General features: G+C 29.8%; 16 protein-coding genes. 6 read left to right on the plus strand and 10 right to left on the minus strand.

Features of this window, described 5'->3' with window-relative positions; translation table 11 throughout:
* Positions 1-31 precede the first annotated feature (31 nt).
* From DIS07_RS01715 to DIS07_RS01740, 6 genes are all read left to right on the plus strand, one after another.
* Positions 32-3,067, plus strand: a complete 3,036-nt coding sequence (locus DIS07_RS01715; protein ID WP_109403485.1) for a tetratricopeptide repeat protein — start codon at positions 32-34, stop codon at positions 3,065-3,067.
* Positions 3,068-4,837, plus strand: coding sequence for a TonB-dependent receptor (locus DIS07_RS01720; protein WP_109403486.1), 1,770 nt, complete (start codon positions 3,068-3,070; stop codon positions 4,835-4,837).
* Between the two features lie 150 nt (positions 4,838-4,987).
* The gene (locus DIS07_RS01725; RefSeq protein WP_235869072.1) at positions 4,988-5,638 is read left to right on the plus strand and encodes a hypothetical protein; all 651 of its coding nucleotides are present in this window, start codon (positions 4,988-4,990) and stop codon (positions 5,636-5,638) included.
* Between the two features lie 49 nt (positions 5,639-5,687).
* Complete coding sequence (locus DIS07_RS01730; RefSeq protein ID WP_109403488.1) at positions 5,688-7,121, plus strand: M20/M25/M40 family metallo-hydrolase; 1,434 nt, start codon at positions 5,688-5,690, stop codon at positions 7,119-7,121.
* 3 nt (positions 7,122-7,124) lie between these two features.
* Positions 7,125-8,738 carry an amidohydrolase gene (locus DIS07_RS01735; protein WP_109403489.1) on the plus strand — a complete coding sequence of 538 codons (1,614 nt, stop codon included), beginning with the start codon at positions 7,125-7,127 and terminating at the stop codon, positions 8,736-8,738.
* A 47-nt stretch (positions 8,739-8,785) separates the two neighbouring features.
* Positions 8,786-9,232: an FKBP-type peptidyl-prolyl cis-trans isomerase gene (locus tag DIS07_RS01740; RefSeq protein WP_109403490.1), complete on the plus strand. Its 447-nt coding sequence runs from the start codon at positions 8,786-8,788 to the stop codon at positions 9,230-9,232.
* Between the two features lie 51 nt (positions 9,233-9,283).
* Here DIS07_RS01740 and trpA read toward each other — a convergent pair whose 3' ends face one another.
* From trpA to DIS07_RS01790, 10 genes are all read right to left on the minus strand, one after another.
* Complete coding sequence (gene trpA, locus DIS07_RS01745) at positions 9,284-10,051, minus strand: tryptophan synthase subunit alpha (RefSeq protein ID WP_109403491.1); 768 nt, start codon at positions 10,049-10,051, stop codon at positions 9,284-9,286.
* Between the two features lie 124 nt (positions 10,052-10,175).
* Entirely contained in the window at positions 10,176-11,360 is a 1,185-nt protein-coding gene (gene trpB, locus DIS07_RS01750; RefSeq protein ID WP_109403492.1) for a tryptophan synthase subunit beta, read from the minus strand.
* 2 nt (positions 11,361-11,362) lie between these two features.
* Positions 11,363-11,932 (minus strand): hypothetical protein, encoded by a 570-nt coding sequence (locus tag DIS07_RS01755; protein ID WP_109403493.1) that lies wholly within the window; start codon positions 11,930-11,932, stop codon positions 11,363-11,365.
* A complete protein-coding gene (locus DIS07_RS01760; protein WP_109403494.1) occupies positions 11,929-12,615 on the minus strand; it encodes a phosphoribosylanthranilate isomerase in 687 nt (228 codons plus the stop codon). The genes DIS07_RS01755 and DIS07_RS01760 overlap by 4 nt, the downstream gene beginning before the upstream one ends.
* A gap of 1 nt (position 12,616) precedes the next feature.
* Positions 12,617-13,405, minus strand: a complete 789-nt coding sequence (trpC, locus tag DIS07_RS01765; RefSeq protein ID WP_109403495.1) for an indole-3-glycerol phosphate synthase TrpC — start codon at positions 13,403-13,405, stop codon at positions 12,617-12,619.
* Between the two features lies 1 nt (position 13,406).
* Positions 13,407-13,586, minus strand: a complete 180-nt coding sequence (locus DIS07_RS01770; protein ID WP_109403496.1) for a hypothetical protein — start codon at positions 13,584-13,586, stop codon at positions 13,407-13,409.
* Position 13,587: 1 nt separating this feature from the next.
* Positions 13,588-14,580 carry an anthranilate phosphoribosyltransferase gene (gene trpD, locus DIS07_RS01775; protein WP_109403497.1) on the minus strand — a complete coding sequence of 331 codons (993 nt, stop codon included), beginning with the start codon at positions 14,578-14,580 and terminating at the stop codon, positions 13,588-13,590.
* A complete protein-coding gene (locus DIS07_RS01780; RefSeq protein ID WP_109403498.1) occupies positions 14,580-15,155 on the minus strand; it encodes an anthranilate synthase component II in 576 nt (191 codons plus the stop codon). The genes trpD and DIS07_RS01780 overlap by 1 nt, the downstream gene beginning before the upstream one ends.
* A 68-nt stretch (positions 15,156-15,223) precedes the next feature.
* The gene (locus DIS07_RS01785) at positions 15,224-16,615 is read right to left on the minus strand and encodes an anthranilate synthase component I family protein (protein WP_109403499.1); all 1,392 of its coding nucleotides are present in this window, start codon (positions 16,613-16,615) and stop codon (positions 15,224-15,226) included.
* Positions 16,616-16,795: 180 nt separating this feature from the next.
* Complete coding sequence (locus tag DIS07_RS01790) at positions 16,796-19,279, minus strand: glycoside hydrolase family 9 protein (RefSeq protein WP_181374502.1); 2,484 nt, start codon at positions 19,277-19,279, stop codon at positions 16,796-16,798.
* Positions 19,280-19,322 lie beyond the last annotated feature (43 nt).

A 19,322-nucleotide genomic window follows, 5' to 3' on the forward strand; every position in this document is an offset into this window, starting at 1 on the left:
GTTATTCTCATTGAAAAACAAAAATAATTATATGAATACTGTGTTTTTTAAAAAACATATTCTTTTCTTTATAATTACCATTATTCCTGTAGTAGGTTATGGTCAACAAACTTTTGTTGACACCAACCATACTACAGTATTTAACAATGCTTTAAAACTATACAATAATAAAGCATACGGGAATGCTGAAAAGAAATTTAATTCTTTTATACACAATACACCATACAACTCAAAGCTAAAGTCTGACGCTTTTTATTATGAAGCAATGTGTGCAATAAAGTTAAACAAAACCGATGCAGACAAAAAAGTGTTAGATTTCATTAGTGAAAATCCTACTAGTAATAAAAAAAACAAAGCTATATTTAATGTGGCTAATTATTATTTTGCCAATAAACGAGCTGCTTATGCTTTAAAATGGTATCAAAAAGTAAATTTAGATTTATTATCTAATGAAAATATTAAAGAGTTAAATTATAAAGTTGGGTACTGCTTATTGGTAACCAAAAACTACACATTAGCAAAAGAAAGATTTATATTACTTATTAATGACGCTAAATATGGTAATGACTCTAGGTATTATTATGGTTATATAGCCTATAAACTAGAAGATTATGGCATAGCAGAATCTACTTTAAAGGAAATTGAAAATAATGAAACTTATAAGCAAGAAATTTCCTACTATCTATTAGATATTAACTTTAAAGCGGGTAACTTTAAACGATGTGTTCTTATTGGTTTAGAGTTAATTAAAGAAGCCAAAAGGAAAGACCAATCTGAAATTTCTAAAATAATTGGAGAAAGTTATTTTAATTTAAAAAAATATTCAGAGGCGATTCCTTTTTTAAAAAACTATAAAGGGAAAAAAGGAAAATGGAATAATACAGATTTTTATCAATTGGGGTATGCATATTACAAACAAAATGATTTCGAAAGTGCTGTAAATAATTTTAATAAAATTATTGATGAACAGAATTCAATTTCTCAAAACGCCTATTATCATTTAGGTGAATGTTACCTGAATTTAGATAAGAAAACAGAAGCTTTAAATGCTTTTAAGAGTGCTGCTGAGATGAATTTTGACAAGAAAATTAAAGAGGATGCTGCTTTAAACTATGTTAAACTAAGCTACGAAGAGGGTAATCCTTTTAAAAGTGTAGCCCATGTATTACAAGATTATTTAAAAGAGTATCCAAAATCTAAAGCTTATGAGGAGGTAAACAAATTAGTTGTATCATCTTATATTCATCAACAAGACTATAAAGGTGCTTTAGAATTCTTATCAAAGAAAAAATCTAAAGAAAATATCACTCTTTCTTTAGAGGTCTCTTTGTATCGAGGAATTAAACTTTTTAATCAAAATAAAATCAAAGAAGCAATTCCTTTTTTTGAATTTAGTAGTAAAGCAGAAAATATAGCAATACAAGAAAAAGCTAAATTTTGGTTAGCAGAAAGCTATTATAGGTTAAATAACTTTAATGAATCCCTCACTAAATTCAAATCTTTAAGAGAATCATTAACTAATAAAAAATCAGAATTTAAACTCATTGATTACAATATTGGTTACAATAATTTTAAACTAAAACAATATAAAGAAGCATCGGTAGCTTTTAACCTTTTTTTAAAAAAAGATTCGATAAACAACTCTTTAAACGATGATGCTTTAGTTCGTTTAGGAGATTGTTACTTTGCTATAAAAAATTACAAAGAATCTATAAAATCTTATCAAAAAGTTGTTACAAAAAATGGCGAAAGTGCTGATTATGCTCAATATCAAATAGGATTAATTTACGGTTTTACAGGAGATAATAATGCAAAAATAAAAGCACTTACAAATGTTATAAATAAATATCAAATTTCTTCTCTTAAAGATGATGCTCTTTTTCAATTAGGAGTTACTTATACTACTTTAAAAGAAAATACAAAAGCACAACAAGCCTACAATCGATTAATAGAAAAACATAGTAGTAGTATTTTTATTCCAAAAGCATTGGTTCGCCAAGGATTATTGTATTACAACAACAATCAACCAGACAAAGCTCTTAAAAGTTTTAAGAAAGTTACTTCTCAATATTCCAATTCACCAGATGCTTTTGAAGCAGTGGCAAATGCTAGAAATATATATATAGATAAGGGTAATTTAGATGAATACGTAAATTGGATTAGAACCTTAAAATTTATCAACATAACAAATTCAGATTTAGATAATACTGCTTTTGCAGTTGCAGAAAAAAAATATTTTGAATCTAAAGATGGTAATGATATTATAAAGAACCTTACAGACTATGTAAATGCTTATCCTGATGGTATTCATCGACTTAAAGCTAACTATTATTTAGCTGATATACTTTTTAAAGTTAAAGAATTTAAAAAAGCTATTTCGTATTATGAAGTAGTAGTAGATGAAGAACAAAATGAGTACAGTGAAGATTCTTTAAGCAAATTAACTCAAATTTATCTACAAGATAATAAATTTGACCAAGCACTTCCTTATTTAGACAGATTAGAACAAGAAGCATATTCTAAAGAAAATCTAATTTATGCACAAAGTAATCTTATGAAAGGTTATTTTGAAACAAAAGCGTATGATTTTGCCATAGAATATGCAAAAAAAATTCTTTTAAGAGATAAAATTGATAGTGCTTTAGAATTAGATGCAAAAACTATTATTGCAAAATCCTCTTTAAAAAAAGAAGATTTTTATACAGCTGAAGAATACTTTTTAGAAGTTGAAAGAAATGCTAAAGGAGAACTGAAAGCAGAGGCTTTATACTACAACGCATTCTTTAAACATCAACAAAAAGATTACACAGCATCTAACAAAGTAATCCAAAAGTTAATCGAAAAATATTCTGCTTATAAATATTGGGCTGTTAAAAGCTATGTTATAATGGGAAAAAACTATTATCGCTTAAAAGATGTATACCAAGCAACATTTGTACTTGAAAACATAATAAAAAACTTTAAACAATTTGAAGATATTATTGCAGAAGCACAAACAGAATTAGATTCGATTAAAGAAAAAGAAGCTAAAATTAACAACTCGATTACAACAAAGGATAAAAATTAGATGAAAAAACTAGTCTGCTTTTTTTTAATTTTGATTGGTTTTTTTTCTACTAAAGCCCAAGAAAAACCTATAGAAACAGTTAATGACACTGTAAAGACTGAGGTTGTAGAAGTTATTACAGCTTTTAATCCTAAAATTGCTGATGCAAAAAAAATAAAAATAACCCCTACCATACAACTCCCTAAAAAAAGTAAAAAGAAAAAATTAGAATACACTATTTTTTCAGCTCCTGTTGCCTCTACTTTTATTCCAAGAAGTGGAGTCGTAAAAGGTATAGATGTGGGCGTAAAAGAACGGATTTACAAGAATTATCTTGCTGCTGGTTATGGAAACTTCAACTCTCCTTTTTTTGAAATTTTCTTACACCATAATACACGTTTTAAAAATGAATTTGGAGTATCTGCTAAATATCTAAGTTCAATAGACGATATAAATAATACAATACTAAACAGTGATTTTTCGAATTTTACTTTTGGCGCTTTTTATAAAAAGGTAGATCGTTATTTTGACTGGAAAATTAGCGGGTATTCAGAAAGAAATACCTTTAATTGGTATGGACTTCCTAACATTAATTTTAATCAAGCAACTATAAATTCAATAAATGAGAACCAAACTTATAATTATTTTAAATTAACAGGTGATTTTAAATTTCATGATTCTTATATCGATTTTTCTAAAATCGCTGTTGCTTATTTTTCAGACCTATATAAGAGCAATGAAATATTAATCAACTTCAAAACAAAACTAAACTTTCCTTTAGATTTTCTGAGTCCAAAATTAAAAGATATCGCTATTTATTCAGAATTTGAATATTTAAAAGGGAATTTTAAAAACAATTACAATAATCAAGAAGCATCAAATTATAATATCTTAACTGTAAATGTTAATCCAGAATACAGAATAGTATACAATAACTTTTTATTTAAAATTGGTTTTAAAGTATTTGCTTCGATTGACACCCAAAATAGTATTTCTGATTTTTTTATATTTCCTGACATAAAATTCCAAAGGCCAGTTATCAAAGATTTTCTTAATATCTACGGAGGCTTGTCTGGAAGCTTAAAATCGAACACTTATAAAAATTTCACAGAAATAAACCCTTATATTTCTCCCACATTATTTATTACTCAAACGGCTGAGAACTCAAATCTTTTTGGAGGTTTAAATGGATTAATAACCAACAGTATAAGTTTTAACATTAAAGCTAGTATCATTAGTGAGGAGGACAAACCTCTTTTATTAAGAAACAACTCAAAATCTGATGGGGCATCAAGTATTGTAAACGGATATCAACTTAAAGGTTATGAATATGGGAACTCTTTTAGAGTTTATTATGATGATGTAAAAACGCTGTCTTTTTTAACTGAAATAGAATATGATATAACCAAACATATTTCTATTACAACTCAAGCTCAATATTATAAATACACTATAACCAATGCATTTACAGAGTGGAATTTACCTTCTCTAGAAGCTTTAATGTCTGCCAAATACAAAACTAATAAATGGTTCGCAACTGCAGATATTTTTTATCTCAGCGAAAGAAAGGATGCCATATACAATGCACAATACCCTTCAAGTTTAAAAGGAATCGAAATTGTTGATTCTTTTGTTGATGTTAATTTAAACGGTGGTTATCATTTCAGTGATAAATTCTCTGCATTTCTTAAATTAAGCAATGTTTTAAATACTCAATACCAACGTTTCGCAAATTTTGACACCCAAGGTTTTCAAATCTTAGGAGGTATTACTTATAAGTTTGATTTTTAAAAATTTATGAGGTTTATTTTACAATTTCTCATAATTATACTTCTTACAATAATATCTCAAATTGGTGGATTAATATATATTATAGTTATTCTAACTATTTCCTCAAAAAAAGCGAAATTTAAAATTAAACAATTTCTACTCTTTTGTTTCTTGTACATAGCATCTACCTATGTTATTGTTCCTCATATTGCACCAAAATTTGGGAGAGAAAAAATTAGTCAAAATTCCAATCTTTCTTCGCATTTTTTCTTGACAGACTTATTAAACAGAAACTATGTAAAACCTGAATTAAATTACATTTTAGTTGATATTTCAAAAGTATTTAAAGTAGAATACAGCAATATTAAAATACAATATTTAGATGCTAATTTTCCTTTTTGGGATGGGTTTCCACTACTACCTCACTTAAGTCATAATGATGGAAAAAAGATTGATATTTCCTTTTTGTATGAAGATGAAAAAGGAAATACAACCAATTTAAAACCTTCTACAAGTGGATATGGAGTCTTTGTAGAACCCAATAAAAATAGTACAAACCAAACAGAAATCTGTAAGACAAAAGGATATTGGCAATATGATTTTCCTAAATATCTGACTTTTGGTAGTTTTAATAAAAACATAAGGCTATCAGAAAAAGCTACAAAAAATCTAATTTTAGAAATTTTAAAGCATAAAAATGTAAGCAAAGTTTTTATTGAACCACATTTAAAAAACAGATTAAAGATTAATAACAACAGAATTCGTTTTCATGGTTGTAAAGCAGTTAGACATGATGACCATATTCACTTTCAAATAAATTAAATTCTCATTTCATTTTTGTAGATTTATAAAATCTAATTCAACTACAAAAATGAAAAAACTTTCACTTTTATTATTATTCACTTTTTTATGGGTTTCTTGCGATCAAAAACAAAAAAAAATAATCAATAAAAAAGGACTATCGTCAGAAGAAAAAATTGATTCTACAAAAATTAAAACATTATTTAATTCCGCACTAACTCAAAGTAAATCTTATGAATGGCTAAGGGATTTAACTCAAAATATTGGCGGACGTTTATCTGGTTCTCCAGAAACTCAAAAGGCAGTAGAATGGGGTAAAAAAGTGATGAAAGAAGTAGGTTTAGATTCAGTTTGGTTACAACCTGTTATGGTTCCTCATTGGGTTCGTGGCGAAAAAGAAATTGCAAATTACACAAGTAATGGAATTAAAAAAAATGTCCCAATTTGTGCTTTAGGCTTTTCTGTTGCCACTCCAAAAGCAGGTATTCTTGCCGAAGTAATTGAAGTAAAAAGTTTAGACGAAGCCAGAGCTTTAGGTAATAAAATGAAAGGTAAAATTATCTTTTTTAATCGATCTTTTGACAATACATTAATCAATACTTTTAAGGCTTATGGAGGTTGTGTTGATCAACGTGTAAGAGGTGCTGCAGTTTGCGGGGAATTTGGCGCAAAAGGAGTCATTGTGCGTTCTATGACCAACTCTGTTGACGATTATCCGCATACGGGAATTATGAGCTATGGAAATTTACCAAAAGAAAAATACATACCTGCTGCTGCAATTAGTTCTAGAGCAGCAAATGTTTTAAGTGATGATTTAAAACTAAACCCTAATTTAAAATTTCACTTTAAGCAAAGTTGTAAAACTTTACCTGATGCTCCTTCTTTTAATGTAGTTGGCGAAATTAAAGGTACAGAAACTCCTGAAAATATTTTTGTGGTTGGTGGGCATTTAGATTCTTGGGATTTAGGCGAAGGCGCTCATGATGATGGAACAGGAGTTGTTCAATCTTTGGAAGTGGCTTATTTGTTTAAAAAGAATAATATCAAACCTAAAAATACTTTAAGAGTGGTGTTTTTTATGAATGAAGAAAACGGAACTCGTGGCGCAAAAAAATATGCTGAATTAGCTAAATTGAATAAAGAAAACCATATAGGTGGTTTAGAATCGGATGCTGGTGGACATACTCCAAGAGGTTTTTCTATTGATGCCAATTCAGTAAACACAAAACTACTACAAAGTTGGAAAAAACTTTTATCTCCATACGGATTACACGATTTAGACAAAGGTGGTTCTGGAGCAGATATTAGTCCTTTAAGAGGAGAAAATGTAACACTTGTTGGTTACAGACCAGATTCTCAACGTTACTTTGATTATCATCATACAAGTAGAGATACTTTTGATAAAGTAAACAAAAGAGAATTAGAATTGGGAAGTGCTTCTATGGCAAGCATCATCTATTTGATGGACAAATATTTATATAGTAACACCATGGTAAAACCTTAAAAAATGAAAAATATTTTTTCTCTTCTAATTGTATCTCTTCTCTTTATTAATTGCCAAAAAGAAAAAGTTGATATTATTATAATCAACTCTAATACATATACTGTAAATTCAAATTTTGATAAAGCAGAAGCTTTTGCTATCAAAGATGGAAAATTTATTGCAATTGGCACAACTGATGAAATTCAAGAAAAATATCAATCTAAGAAAACCATTGATGCAAAAAATCAAACGATTGTTCCAGGTTTAATTGATGCGCATTGTCATTTTTACAGAATGGGTTTGCAACAACAAAAAGTATCATTAGAAGGTACAAAGAGTTATGATGAAGTGCTGCAAAAAATATCTGACTTTAAAGACAAAACAGGTGCTACTTATATTACTGGTCGTGGTTGGGACCAAAATGATTGGGAGGTAAAAGAATTCCCAACCAAAGAAAAATTAGACAAACTCTTTCCTAGAACTCCTGTTGCAGTTAGAAGAGTTGATGGACATGCTTTATTAGTAAATCAAGCTGCATTAGATTATTCAGGAATCACCAAAGTTATTAAAGTAGAAGGTGGAGAATTCATCACAAAAAATGGAAAACTAACAGGTGTTTTAATAGACAATGCTATGGATTATATTAAATTTCCATCAACATCAAAAAAACAAGCTATCCAAGGTTTACTTGATGCTCAAAAAATTTGTTTTTCTTATGGATTAACCACTGTTGATGATGCTGGATTAAATAGAAATACTATTGAACTAATTGATAGTTTACAACAAATTGGCAGTTTAAAAATCCGCGTTTATGCTATGGTTTCTGCAGACAATCAAAAACAAATTGACTACTATATTGATAAAGGAATTATCAAAACAGATTACTTAAATGTTCGTTCTTTTAAGGTTTATGGTGATGGAGCCTTAGGCTCAAGAGGTGCTGCAATGCGCAAACCGTATTCTGATAGAGAAAATCATTTTGGCGCGTTGATTTATGCTCCAGAAAGATATCAAGAAATTGCAGAACAAATTGCAGCTTCAGAGTATCAAATGAATACACACGCTATTGGAGATTCTGCAAATACTTGGTTGTTAAAAACCTATAAAAAGGTTTTAAAAAATAAAAAAGATAGACGTTGGCGAATTGAACACGCTCAAATTATATCAACAGAAGATTTTAAGAATTTTGATAATATCTTACCTTCTATTCAACCTACACATGCTACTTCTGATATGTATTGGGCTGAAGACAGAGTAGGATCAGAAAGAATAAAGGGAGCTTATGCTTTTAAGGATTTATTAAAATCTTATGGAAAAGTAGCCTTAGGTACAGATTTCCCTGTAGAGCAAGTGAATCCCTTTTTAACATTTTATGCAGCTGTGGTGAGAAAAGATCTTGAAAATTACCCTAACGAAGGCTATCAAATGGAAAATGCTTTAACCAGAGAAGAAGCCTTAAAAGGAATGACAATTTGGGCTGCGTATTCTAATTTTGAAGAAAATGAAAAAGGTTCTATAGAAGTTGGAAAATTTGCTGATTTTGTGATTTTAAATCAAGATATTATGACAGTTGATGGTGATAAAATTCCTAAAACTAATATTAACTCTACTTTTTTAAATGGAGAAAAGGTTTATTAAGAAAAAAACAAAGTATATTCGCCAAAATTTTCTAAAAACCATTAAAGATGAAACCTTATTTACTTTCAGTTTTTGTTATTTTTCTTTTGAGCTCTTGTATTAAAGATGATAATTTTACACCACAGACCGAAGACGATATTAAAGCATATATAGCAGAAAATAATTTAACAGCTAAAAAAACCAATTCTGGTTTATATTATGTAATCCAAAAGAAAGGAACTGGTACGCAACCGACTGCTAATTCTAATGTAAGAGTTGCTTACAAAGGTTATTTTTTAGACAAAAATGTTTTTGACCAAAGTAGCGCTGACGGAATTACATTCAATTTACAACAAGTAATTCGAGGATGGACAGAAGGAATACAATTATTTAAAGAAGGTGGAGAAGGTATTTTAATTGTACCATACCAATTAGGTTATGGTTCTAATGGTAGAGGAGGTATTCCTGGTGGAGCCGTTTTAGTTTTTGATATTAAATTAATTAGTGTCAACTAACATTCTACTAAAACTTAAAAAAAGCGAAACTTAAAAGTTTCGCTTTTTTTTCTAAGATAGAATAGGCTTTATAAAATCATCTATTTTATCAATTCCTTTTTTTCCTAAATTCTTTATAAAAGCAGAACCAATTATAGCTCCATTAGCGTAAGAACAAGCAGTGTTAAAAGTTTGTTTATCGGAAATACCAAAACCAACAATTAACTTACTTTGTAAATTCATTCCTTTAATCCTTTCAAAATAAGCTATTTGTTGATTAGAAATTTCTCCTTTTGCACCTGTTATTGATGCTGATGCAACCACATAAATAAATGCTTTTGTATAAGAATCTATCTTTCTAATTCTATCTTCAGAGGTATGTGGAGTGATTAAAAACACATTTGTAATTCCATATTTGTCAAACAATTGTTGATAATGATTTTCAAACTCTACCATAGGTAAATCTGGAATAATAACAGTGTCTATACCACAATCTATTACTTTTTGACAAAATTTATCTTCACCATATTTTAGCATTTGATTCAAATATCCCATCAACACTAAAGGTGTTTTATTTGAAGACTTAATTGACATTAATTGTTCAAAAACAATATCTAAATTGATACCATTCTGTAATGCTTTTTGACTACTATCTTGAATTGTTGGGCCATCAGCTAAAGGATCTGAATATGGTAAGCCAACTTCAATAAAATCAACTCCACTTTTTTCTAATGTTGAAATTACTGAAGTGGTATCATTTAATTCTGGATAACCACAAGTAAAATATATGGACAATAAATTTTTATTCTTTTGTTGAAATAGTTTTTGGATTGAGTTCATAATTATTCGGTTTTGCCAGTTCGAGTGATTTTCGGTTTTTTTTTGAGAAAATTGTATCGAGAACTAATTACATCTCGATACAAATTTATTCGTTCCTCCTAAATTCACTCGATGTGACATTTGTCTAATCTTCTAAATGCTTAATATAAGTTTCTAAATCTTTATCTCCTCTTCCAGATAAATTGATAACCACAACTTGATCTTTTTTGAAATCCATTTTTGGCAAAACAGCTAAAGCATGCGCAGTTTCTAATGCAGGAATAATTCCTTCAATCTTCGTTAACTCGTAGGCTGCATCTATAGCTTCTTTATCAGTTGCATTCATGAATTTTGCTCTTTTACTTTCGTACAAATAAGCGTGTAAAGGACCAACTCCTGGATAATCCAATCCTGCTGAAATAGAATAAGGCTCAACTATTTGACCATAATCATCTTGCATTAAAATGGTCTTAGAACCGTGAATAATTCCTACTTCCCCTAATTGAGATGTAGCAGCACTTTCACCAGAATTCACACCTAAACCTGCAGCTTCAACAGCTACAAGTTCTACATCTTCATCATCCATATAATGATAAAAAGCACCAGCTGCATTAGATCCACCTCCAACACAAGCAATTATGGTATCTGGGTTTTCTTTTCCTGTTTTTTCTTTTAATTGCCATTTCATTTCTTCAGAAATAATCGCTTGTAAACGAGCAACCATATCTGGATGTGGATGAGGACCAACTACAGAACCGATTAAATAAAACGTTTCAGGGTTTTGAATCCAATATCTTATAGCTTCATTTGTAGCATCTTTTAAAGTTTTAGAACCTGAAGTAGCAGCGACTACTTTTGCTCCTAACATTTTCATTCTGGCTACATTTGGAGCTTGACGAACAATGTCTTTTTCACCCATAAAAACAGTACATTCTAACCCCATTAAAGCACATACAGTAGCTGTAGCAACTCCATGTTGTCCTGCTCCTGTTTCTGCAATAATCTTTGTTTTTCCTAATTTTTTAGCAATTAGAACTTGACCAATTGTATTGTTTACCTTATGAGCTCCTGTATGACATAAATCTTCACGTTTTAGGTAAATATGCGCTCCATATTTTTCTGATAAACGTTCGGCTAAATACAAAGGTGTTGGACGACCTACATAATCTTTTAATAAAGCTTTGTATTCTTTTTGAAATTCCTCAGATTCGATAATTTGAATATAATTATCTTCTAACTCTTTTACATTTGGATACAACAATTCTGGGATGAATGCTCCTCCAAATTGTCCAAAATATCCATTCTTATCTGGGTGAAATTTGCTTTTCATTTTTATTCTTTAATATATTTTGAAAATACTTTTGAATAATTATCATCAAATGTGATTTTTGTAATCCAATTATATTTATGTTTTACTAGTTCCTTATCTCTATTTCCTTCTGCATCAAAATGATTAATGAAAACGAATTTTTCATTGAATTTTTTAATATCTCCAATAGCAAAATAACCGTGTTTTAACTTCTCACATTCAGATATCACAATTTTTTTAGAATTCATTAAACTTTCAAAAATTGACTCCCAACTTGTTAAATCAATTTTGATTGAGTCAACAAGTTGAAACTCTTTGATATCATATTCCGATTTATTTATATGATCACAATATTTATCATTTGCATTATACCTAATTGCTTTCACGTATTTAATTGGTATAATATTTAATCCTGTAAAAAGAAAATCTTCCTCTTCTCTAAATAAAAGAAAATCATTAGAATAGTCTAAAATATAGCCTCTGCTAACTTCTGAAAACTTACTGTTAGCTTTGCCAATTCTTGAAATCCTTGCATAAAGATTATTAGAACAATGTTCCCTTATTTTAGTTAATATTTCTTGTTTTCCTTTCAAAAGAGTTTATTTTTAAAGCTCTGAATCTGTTCAATATTTTTTAATCCTGGTTCAATTTCAAATTTACTATTTACATCTAATGCATAAATTGGTAAATTCGTTTTTCTCATTATTTGGATTTGTTCTATATCATCTAAACCAATTCCTCCACTTAAAAAGAAAGGCTTATCAAAAGGATAGTCTTTTAAAACTGTCCAATCAAACTTGACTCCATTACCTCCTCTTTCTTTTCCTTTAGTATCGAATAAAAAGTAATCTACTACATCTAAATAAGGCTTTAAAATCTCAAAATTAAATTCATCTTTTATTCCAAAAACTTTGATAATTTCTAAATTATCATAAGATTTTGGTTTCTTAACTTTTTTTCTCCCCTTATTTTCCTCAATAAATGAGGCTCTACTTTCTGATAAAAATTTTCGAATCGACTTAATATAATCAACAGATTCATCTCCATGCAATTGAACAGCATCCAACTGATATTCTTCTATATAAGAAACTAAAATCTCAGGAATTTCATTTACAAAAACTCCTGTTTTTTTGATACCTTCAGGAAGTTCAGGAATGATTCCTTCAAAATTTCTTTTGGATTTTTCATAGAAAATAAACCCTAAATAATCAGGTTGTAACTCAGCTATTTGCTGAATATTTTCTACATATTTCATTCCACAAACCTTTAGTTTCATTCTATCTAATTTGATTGATAAAGTCCATACAAGCTTCTCCAGGATTCTCTTCTTTCATAAAATTCTCACCAATTAAAAACCCTTGAAAACCGAATTCTTTTAAACCCGTAATTATTTTTGGGTCAGAAATTCCACTTTCTGAAACCTTAATACAAGTATCTGGAATTTGATTTGCCAAATTAATAGAGTGTTCTAAATCAACTTCAAAGGTTTTCAAATTCCTGTTGTTAATTCCGATAATTTTATTGTCTAAATCATTAATTTTATCCAAATCTTCCTGAGTATGTACTTCATACAAAACACTTAACCCTAAATCTGTTGCTAAATTTCCGTAATTTTTCAATTCTTGAGAAGTTAAACAAGAAGCAATTAATAAAATTACATCTGCACCAATAGCCTTAGCTTCTACTATTTGAAAACCATCCACCACAAAATCTTTTCTTAAAATTGGTTTTTCTTGATTGATGACTCTTGCCTCCATTAAATCTGCCATAGTTCCTCCAAAGAAAGAAGTATCAGTTAAGATAGACTGTGCTGCTACTTTTGCATCTAAATAACCGTTAGTAACTTCTGCAACAGTAACTTTATCATTAATGATTCCTTTGGATGGTGATTGACGTTTAAACTCAGCAATAATTCCTGTTGAACCCACTTCTAACAAAGATTTTTTTAAAGAAAAAGGAGTTCTATTAAACTTTGGACTTTGTACCAATTTTTGAACAGGAACTTCAGCTTTTATCTTAGCAATTTCCTTCTTTTTAAATGCGATTATTTTATCAAGTATAGTCATTTTAAGACTTTGTTTTATCTATTTTATTATTTCTGTATCTCAAAAAAAAGTAAACAATAATTCCCACAATCAAACCAATAATCATTTGTTTAAAAAGGTTTTTTGTTTGAATTCCTACAGCAGTTCCCATCAATAAAAACGCTGGAATAATCAGAATTAAATTGTTTTTCTTTTTTGTCATTTTATATGCTTACTAATTTCTCTAATGTATTTTTAGCTTTCATACCAAAAAGTGATTCTTTGGCTTCATCAAAAGCCGAGTTAAAACTCTTAGTCTCATCAACTATTTTTAAAGCAAAAGCAGCATTTGTTAATACTACATTATTTTGTGCTTCTGTACCTTTTCCTTCTAGAATCGTTTTGAATATTTTTGCTGCATCAGCAACATTTTCTCCTCCAAAAATATCCGATTGATGCACTTTTTTCAATCCTAAATTTTCTGGATTGATTAACTGTTCTCCTTGTTTGGTAAAGATTTTAAATCCGCTTGTTAACGAGATTTCATCATAGCCATCTAAAGCGTGAATGATTCCGTAATTGATATCTTTTTCTTCCTGTAAAATATAATTATACAAACGTGCAACTTCTAAATTAAAAGTACCCAACATATGGTTTTTTGGTGAACTCGGATTTACCAAAGGCCCTAACATATTAAAAAACGTTTTTAATGCCAATGCTTTTCTTGTTGGTCCAACAGCTTTCATAGCTGGATGAAATTTTGGAGCGTGTAAAAAACAAATATTGGCTTTTTCTAAATGTTCTTTTAAAGTGCTTTCATCATTTGTAAATTCATAACCAAAACTTTCCAACATATCTGAAGAACCCGATTGAGAAGACACTGAATAATTACCGTGTTTTGCAACTTTTTGTCCAGTTCCTGCAACTATAAATGAGGTTAACGTAGAAATATTAAATGTGTCTTTTCCATCACCACCAGTTCCAACAATATCAATGGTATTATAATCAGAAAAATCTACTTTTATAGCCAATTCTTTTAGCGCATTTCTAAAACCAGAAAGTTCATCAGCAGTAATTGGACGCATCATAAAAACCGTCATAAAAGATGCTAAATGCGCATCATTGTATTTTTCAGCTGCAATGTCTATTAAGATTTGTTTTGCTTCTGATTTTGACAGTCTTTCGTGATTGTATAATCTGTTTAAAATTGCTTTCATTACGAATTTGCATTGATAAAATTAGTAACCAATTGCTCACCAACATCTGTTAAAATAGATTCTGGATGAAACTGAACCGCAGAAATTGGAAATATTTTATGTTCAATTGCTTGAATTCCTCCATCTTCATCTCTTGCAGTAACTTGAATTTCTTCTGGAAATCCTTCATCTGTTGCTGCCCAAGAATGATAACGTGCAGCCATAAAAGTTTCTGGAACATCTTTAAAAATAGTTGCTGAGGTATCAGTTATCCTCATTTCTGTGGCAACTCCGTGAAAAACATCATCTAAATTGATGATTGTTCCTCCAAAAACTTCAGTGATAGCTTGTAAACCTAAACAAACTCCGAAAATTGGCTTTTTACCTGCATAGGTTTTAATTACTTCTTTTAAAATGCCTGCTTCATCTGGAATTCCAGGTCCTGGAGACAACATAATGATGTCGTAATTTCCTACATCTGCAATACTGATTTCATCGTTTCTAAAAACTGCAGGAAAATTTCCTGTAATTTTTTCTACCATATGCACCAAGTTATAGGTAAACGAATCGTAATTGTCTAATATTAATATTTTCATATTTTAAGCTTTTAGCTCTTGGCTCTTGGCTTTTAGCAATATGCTAAAGGCAAAAAGCTAACAGCCAATTATATATTTTCCGCTAAAATCAACGCTTTTTTTAACGCTGCTAACTTATTATTTACTTCTTGTAATTCTTTTTCTTCATCAGAATGAATAACGATTCCTGCCCCTGCTTGATAATACAAGGTCTTGTTTTTACTCACAAAACTTCTAATAGCAATTGCCAAATTCACAGAACCATCTAGCCCAATAATTCCAACTGCACCACCATAAAATCCACGAGATTGATTTTCATACGTATCAATCAATTCCATTGCCTTGTATTTTGGGGCTCCACTTAACGTTCCTGCAGGAAAAGTATCTCCCACAATTTCTATAGGATTTCCTTTTAACTGGCCAGAAACTGTTGATACCAAATGAATAACGTGACTGAAATATTGCACTTCTTTAAACACTTCAACTTCTACGTTATCAGCGTGTTTACTTAAATCATTTCGCGCTAAATCTACCAACATTACGTGTTCTGCTGTTTCTTTTTTATCTGCTGATAATTTTTTACCCAACTGAATATCCTTAGCCATATCACCCGTCCTTCTGAATGTTCCAGCAATTGGATTGATGGTCGCTTTTCCTGCGGATATTTTGATTTGCGCTTCTGGTGAAGATCCCATCAATTTAAAAGAACCGTAATCGAAAAAGAACAAATATGGTGATGGATTTATAGAACGCAAAGCTCTATATACATTAAATTCATCACCTTTAAATTTTTGCTGAAATTGACGTGATAACACCAACTGAAAAACATCTCCACGTTTGCAATGTGATTTTGCTTTTTTCACATATTCAATAAATTCTTCTCCTTTTACATTGGAAGTTTCATCACCAACAATTTCAAATTTTTGTGTATTGAATGCTTGAGCATCAATAATCGTTTGAATTTCCTTAATTCTAGATTCTGTTCCTTCTTCAATATTTTCTATCAAGGTCATTTCATCATTAAAATGATTGATAGCAATGATAAATCTGTAAAAACTGTATTGCATTAACGGAATTGCAGACGGAGCTTCATCAACATTTAATTTGATGTTCTCAAAATACTGCACAGAATCGTAAGTTGTATAACCATACAATCCGTTGAAAGATTTTAATTCAGCAGGACAATCTAAATCTATAGCTTGACTGTAGCTTTCGAAAATAGCATTAAAATTTCTTCCTATTTGCTGATTTTCTAACTCAACACCCTTATGAGAAAAACTCAAATTATGATTTTCTGCTTTGATAGAAATTACAGATTCAATAGCTATAAAAGAAAAACTTTCTTCTTTACTATGATAGTCTGAACTTTCTAAAAGCAGCGTATTTGCGTATTTATCTCGAAAACGTAAATACAACCCAACAGGTGTAATAGTATCTGCAATTTTAGTTTTTGATAATGTTTTGAATTTTATTTTATTCATCTGGTATAATTGAAAAAAGGCTTATCGTGAGATAAGCCTTTTCTTTATATTGTTTACATATAGGTTTTCTTCTCACTTATTGTTTAAGAGAGTTCCACCACCATGTATTATTTGTATTTAATTTCATTACACGACAAAAATAAGGTAGATTTTTAAATTAAGCAACCTTTAAAATGATTTTTATTTCTTAAGAATTTTTTTAGTAGTCACACCCTTTTGGGTTTTTACTTTTACAAAGTAAATTCCTCTTTTATAACTTGTAAAATCTACTTTATTTTGTTTTAATATTTTATTTGTTTGAAAGACTTCCTTTCCTGTAACATCGTAAATAACAACTTCTTGTATATCTAAATTTGATACTTTAAAGTATAATTGATTTTTTACAGGGTTTGGATATAATTGTATCTCATCATCGAAAACAATTTTATTTTTATCAACAGACAAAGCAACACCTTGATTTTGATACATTTGTAAAGCATTAATAACATAAGCTAATGGTGCATTCCAATTGATGGTAACTTCGTTTGTAGAATAAGAACACCAAGTATCTGAAAAAGATTTTGCTGATGCATTGCTTGAGTAAGAACACTTATCTTGTTGCCCAGGTTGAGGACCACCTACTAGCATTCCAGGAACAGGAGTAGAAATACCATCTGCAAAGGAAATTCTATGATGTGGATTTATTGGTGTTTTATCTCCAAAACCAGAAACAAAAGAAAAACCTGTACCATTTCTTCCTAAAAGATAATCCATACCTTTATAAGCTGCTTTTAAATACGTTTCATCACTTGAAATTTCATAAGCTCTAAGTAAATATAACATTTGATTGGCTGCAACACCATTACTTCCCCACACATAATCACTCCCTGACATTCCAATTGCCATTGGAGAATTATTTACTTTAGTTCTTATAATATTTGCAGTTGCTAATAATTTAGATTTTGCTGTATTTATATCTACGTCATTAGAAATGGATGATGAATGGAAATTCATAGAAAACAAAGCTAAACTACCTACACTCTGCCAACTTGGAACTCCATTATTTATAGCGTTAAGATTAATATCACTTTTATATTGTGCTTCACCAGTAGTAATAAATAGTTCTGATGCTGCCCATTGAAATTCATCTGTAACATTTCCATCTCCATACTCTCCTGTTAGAACCCCAGATGGGTTTGTAAAATATACAGTAGGATTTGCTTTTGCCCAATTATATGCTCCTTTTGCAGCGTCTTTTAGAGCTATACTATAACCAGGTTTTTCACTTTCATAATTCGCAAAAACTCTTGAAGCCTGAGCTGCTACTGCTGCAAAATTTAAAGCAGCTGATGTACTCTTTTTAACAACGTAACGAGTGGCAGTATATCTATTCGGCATTATTCTTCCTGCAAAATTTAATCCTGTTAATTTATGATACACACCACCATCATTTGGGTCTTGCATTGCTAACATCCAGTCTAAATTCCAAATAATTTCATCTAAAATATCTGGTAAATTATTTCCAGATTCTGGAATATTAAGTTCTTTAGATTGATAGTAGGATGTGTAATGTTCAAAAGCTGCCAATAAAGTATATGTTGATATACCACTGTTTACAATATATTTATTGTAATCTCCTGCATCAAACCACCCTTTTGGCGCAGAGATAATTGTTCCTGTAGGTCTTAAAGATGAAGCCGCAGAAGAATGAACTCTTACTTGAGTATCTGGCAAACCCGATGACCTAGACCAAATTCCTCCATGTTGTGCTGTAATTGCTGCACTTGCTCTGTTGTAGTAATAATACTTTAACGCTGCTATAGATAAATCTTCATAAACACTACTTCCAATGTAAAATCTAGCTATTTTACCTTCTACATCAACTGTATATGAGCCTTCTGTATCAATTTCTGAAAAATTAATGATGGATGCATATTCTTGTGCATCTCCCCAAAATCTTGGGTTAGGAGTAGTTCCTGTTTTTACAATAACTCCACTTGAATTTTTAATATTATAATCTAATGGTAAAAAATTTACTGTTGAAGTAATATTTATGGTTTTATCTCTCCCCGTTAAATAACCAACTTGATTGTATCTAATAAAAAAATTTGTAGTTTCTTGCTGTTCTATAGCTTGTTTATAACCAAAACTAATCCAATCTATTTCAATAGTACCATTGTAGTTCCCTGTTCCAGGATTAGCATAAATAGATAAAAACTCAATTTTAGAAGCATCAACAGAACAAGGACCTGTTTTACAAGGACCTCCAAATGCACCATCAAATAATTTCCCTGTAAAATCAAATTCGTAAGTAACAAAATCACCACTTAATCTCACTGAAGTAGGATTTTGATTTGTTAAATAATCTGATTGGTCTCTCAAATCAATTCTTAACTCTAAACTTGGAGTCGCTTTTGCTCTAATAAACACTTTAGGGCTTTCTGAGAGATTTATAGTACTACTGCCATTTATATTAAAACCATAAGATACAGAACTCCACCTACCTCCACCTCCATTTCCAACAATTTTTAAAGTTCCGTTTGAAACGCTATGAGAAAATCCAGAAGGTGTATTTACAATAGTATTTGCTGAATTCTCAAAATTTTCTTTAAAAATAGGTTCTTGAGAAAAAATGCTTAATTGAAAAAAAAATAAACAAATAAGAATACTTTTTATGCTTTGCATAATCATTAATTTTTAATCTCTAAATTTAATTCAAAAAATATTA

It is taken from the genome of Polaribacter aquimarinus (genome assembly GCF_003129485.1).
In the GTDB taxonomy this organism is placed as follows: Bacteria; Bacteroidota; Bacteroidia; order Flavobacteriales; family Flavobacteriaceae; genus Polaribacter; species Polaribacter aquimarinus.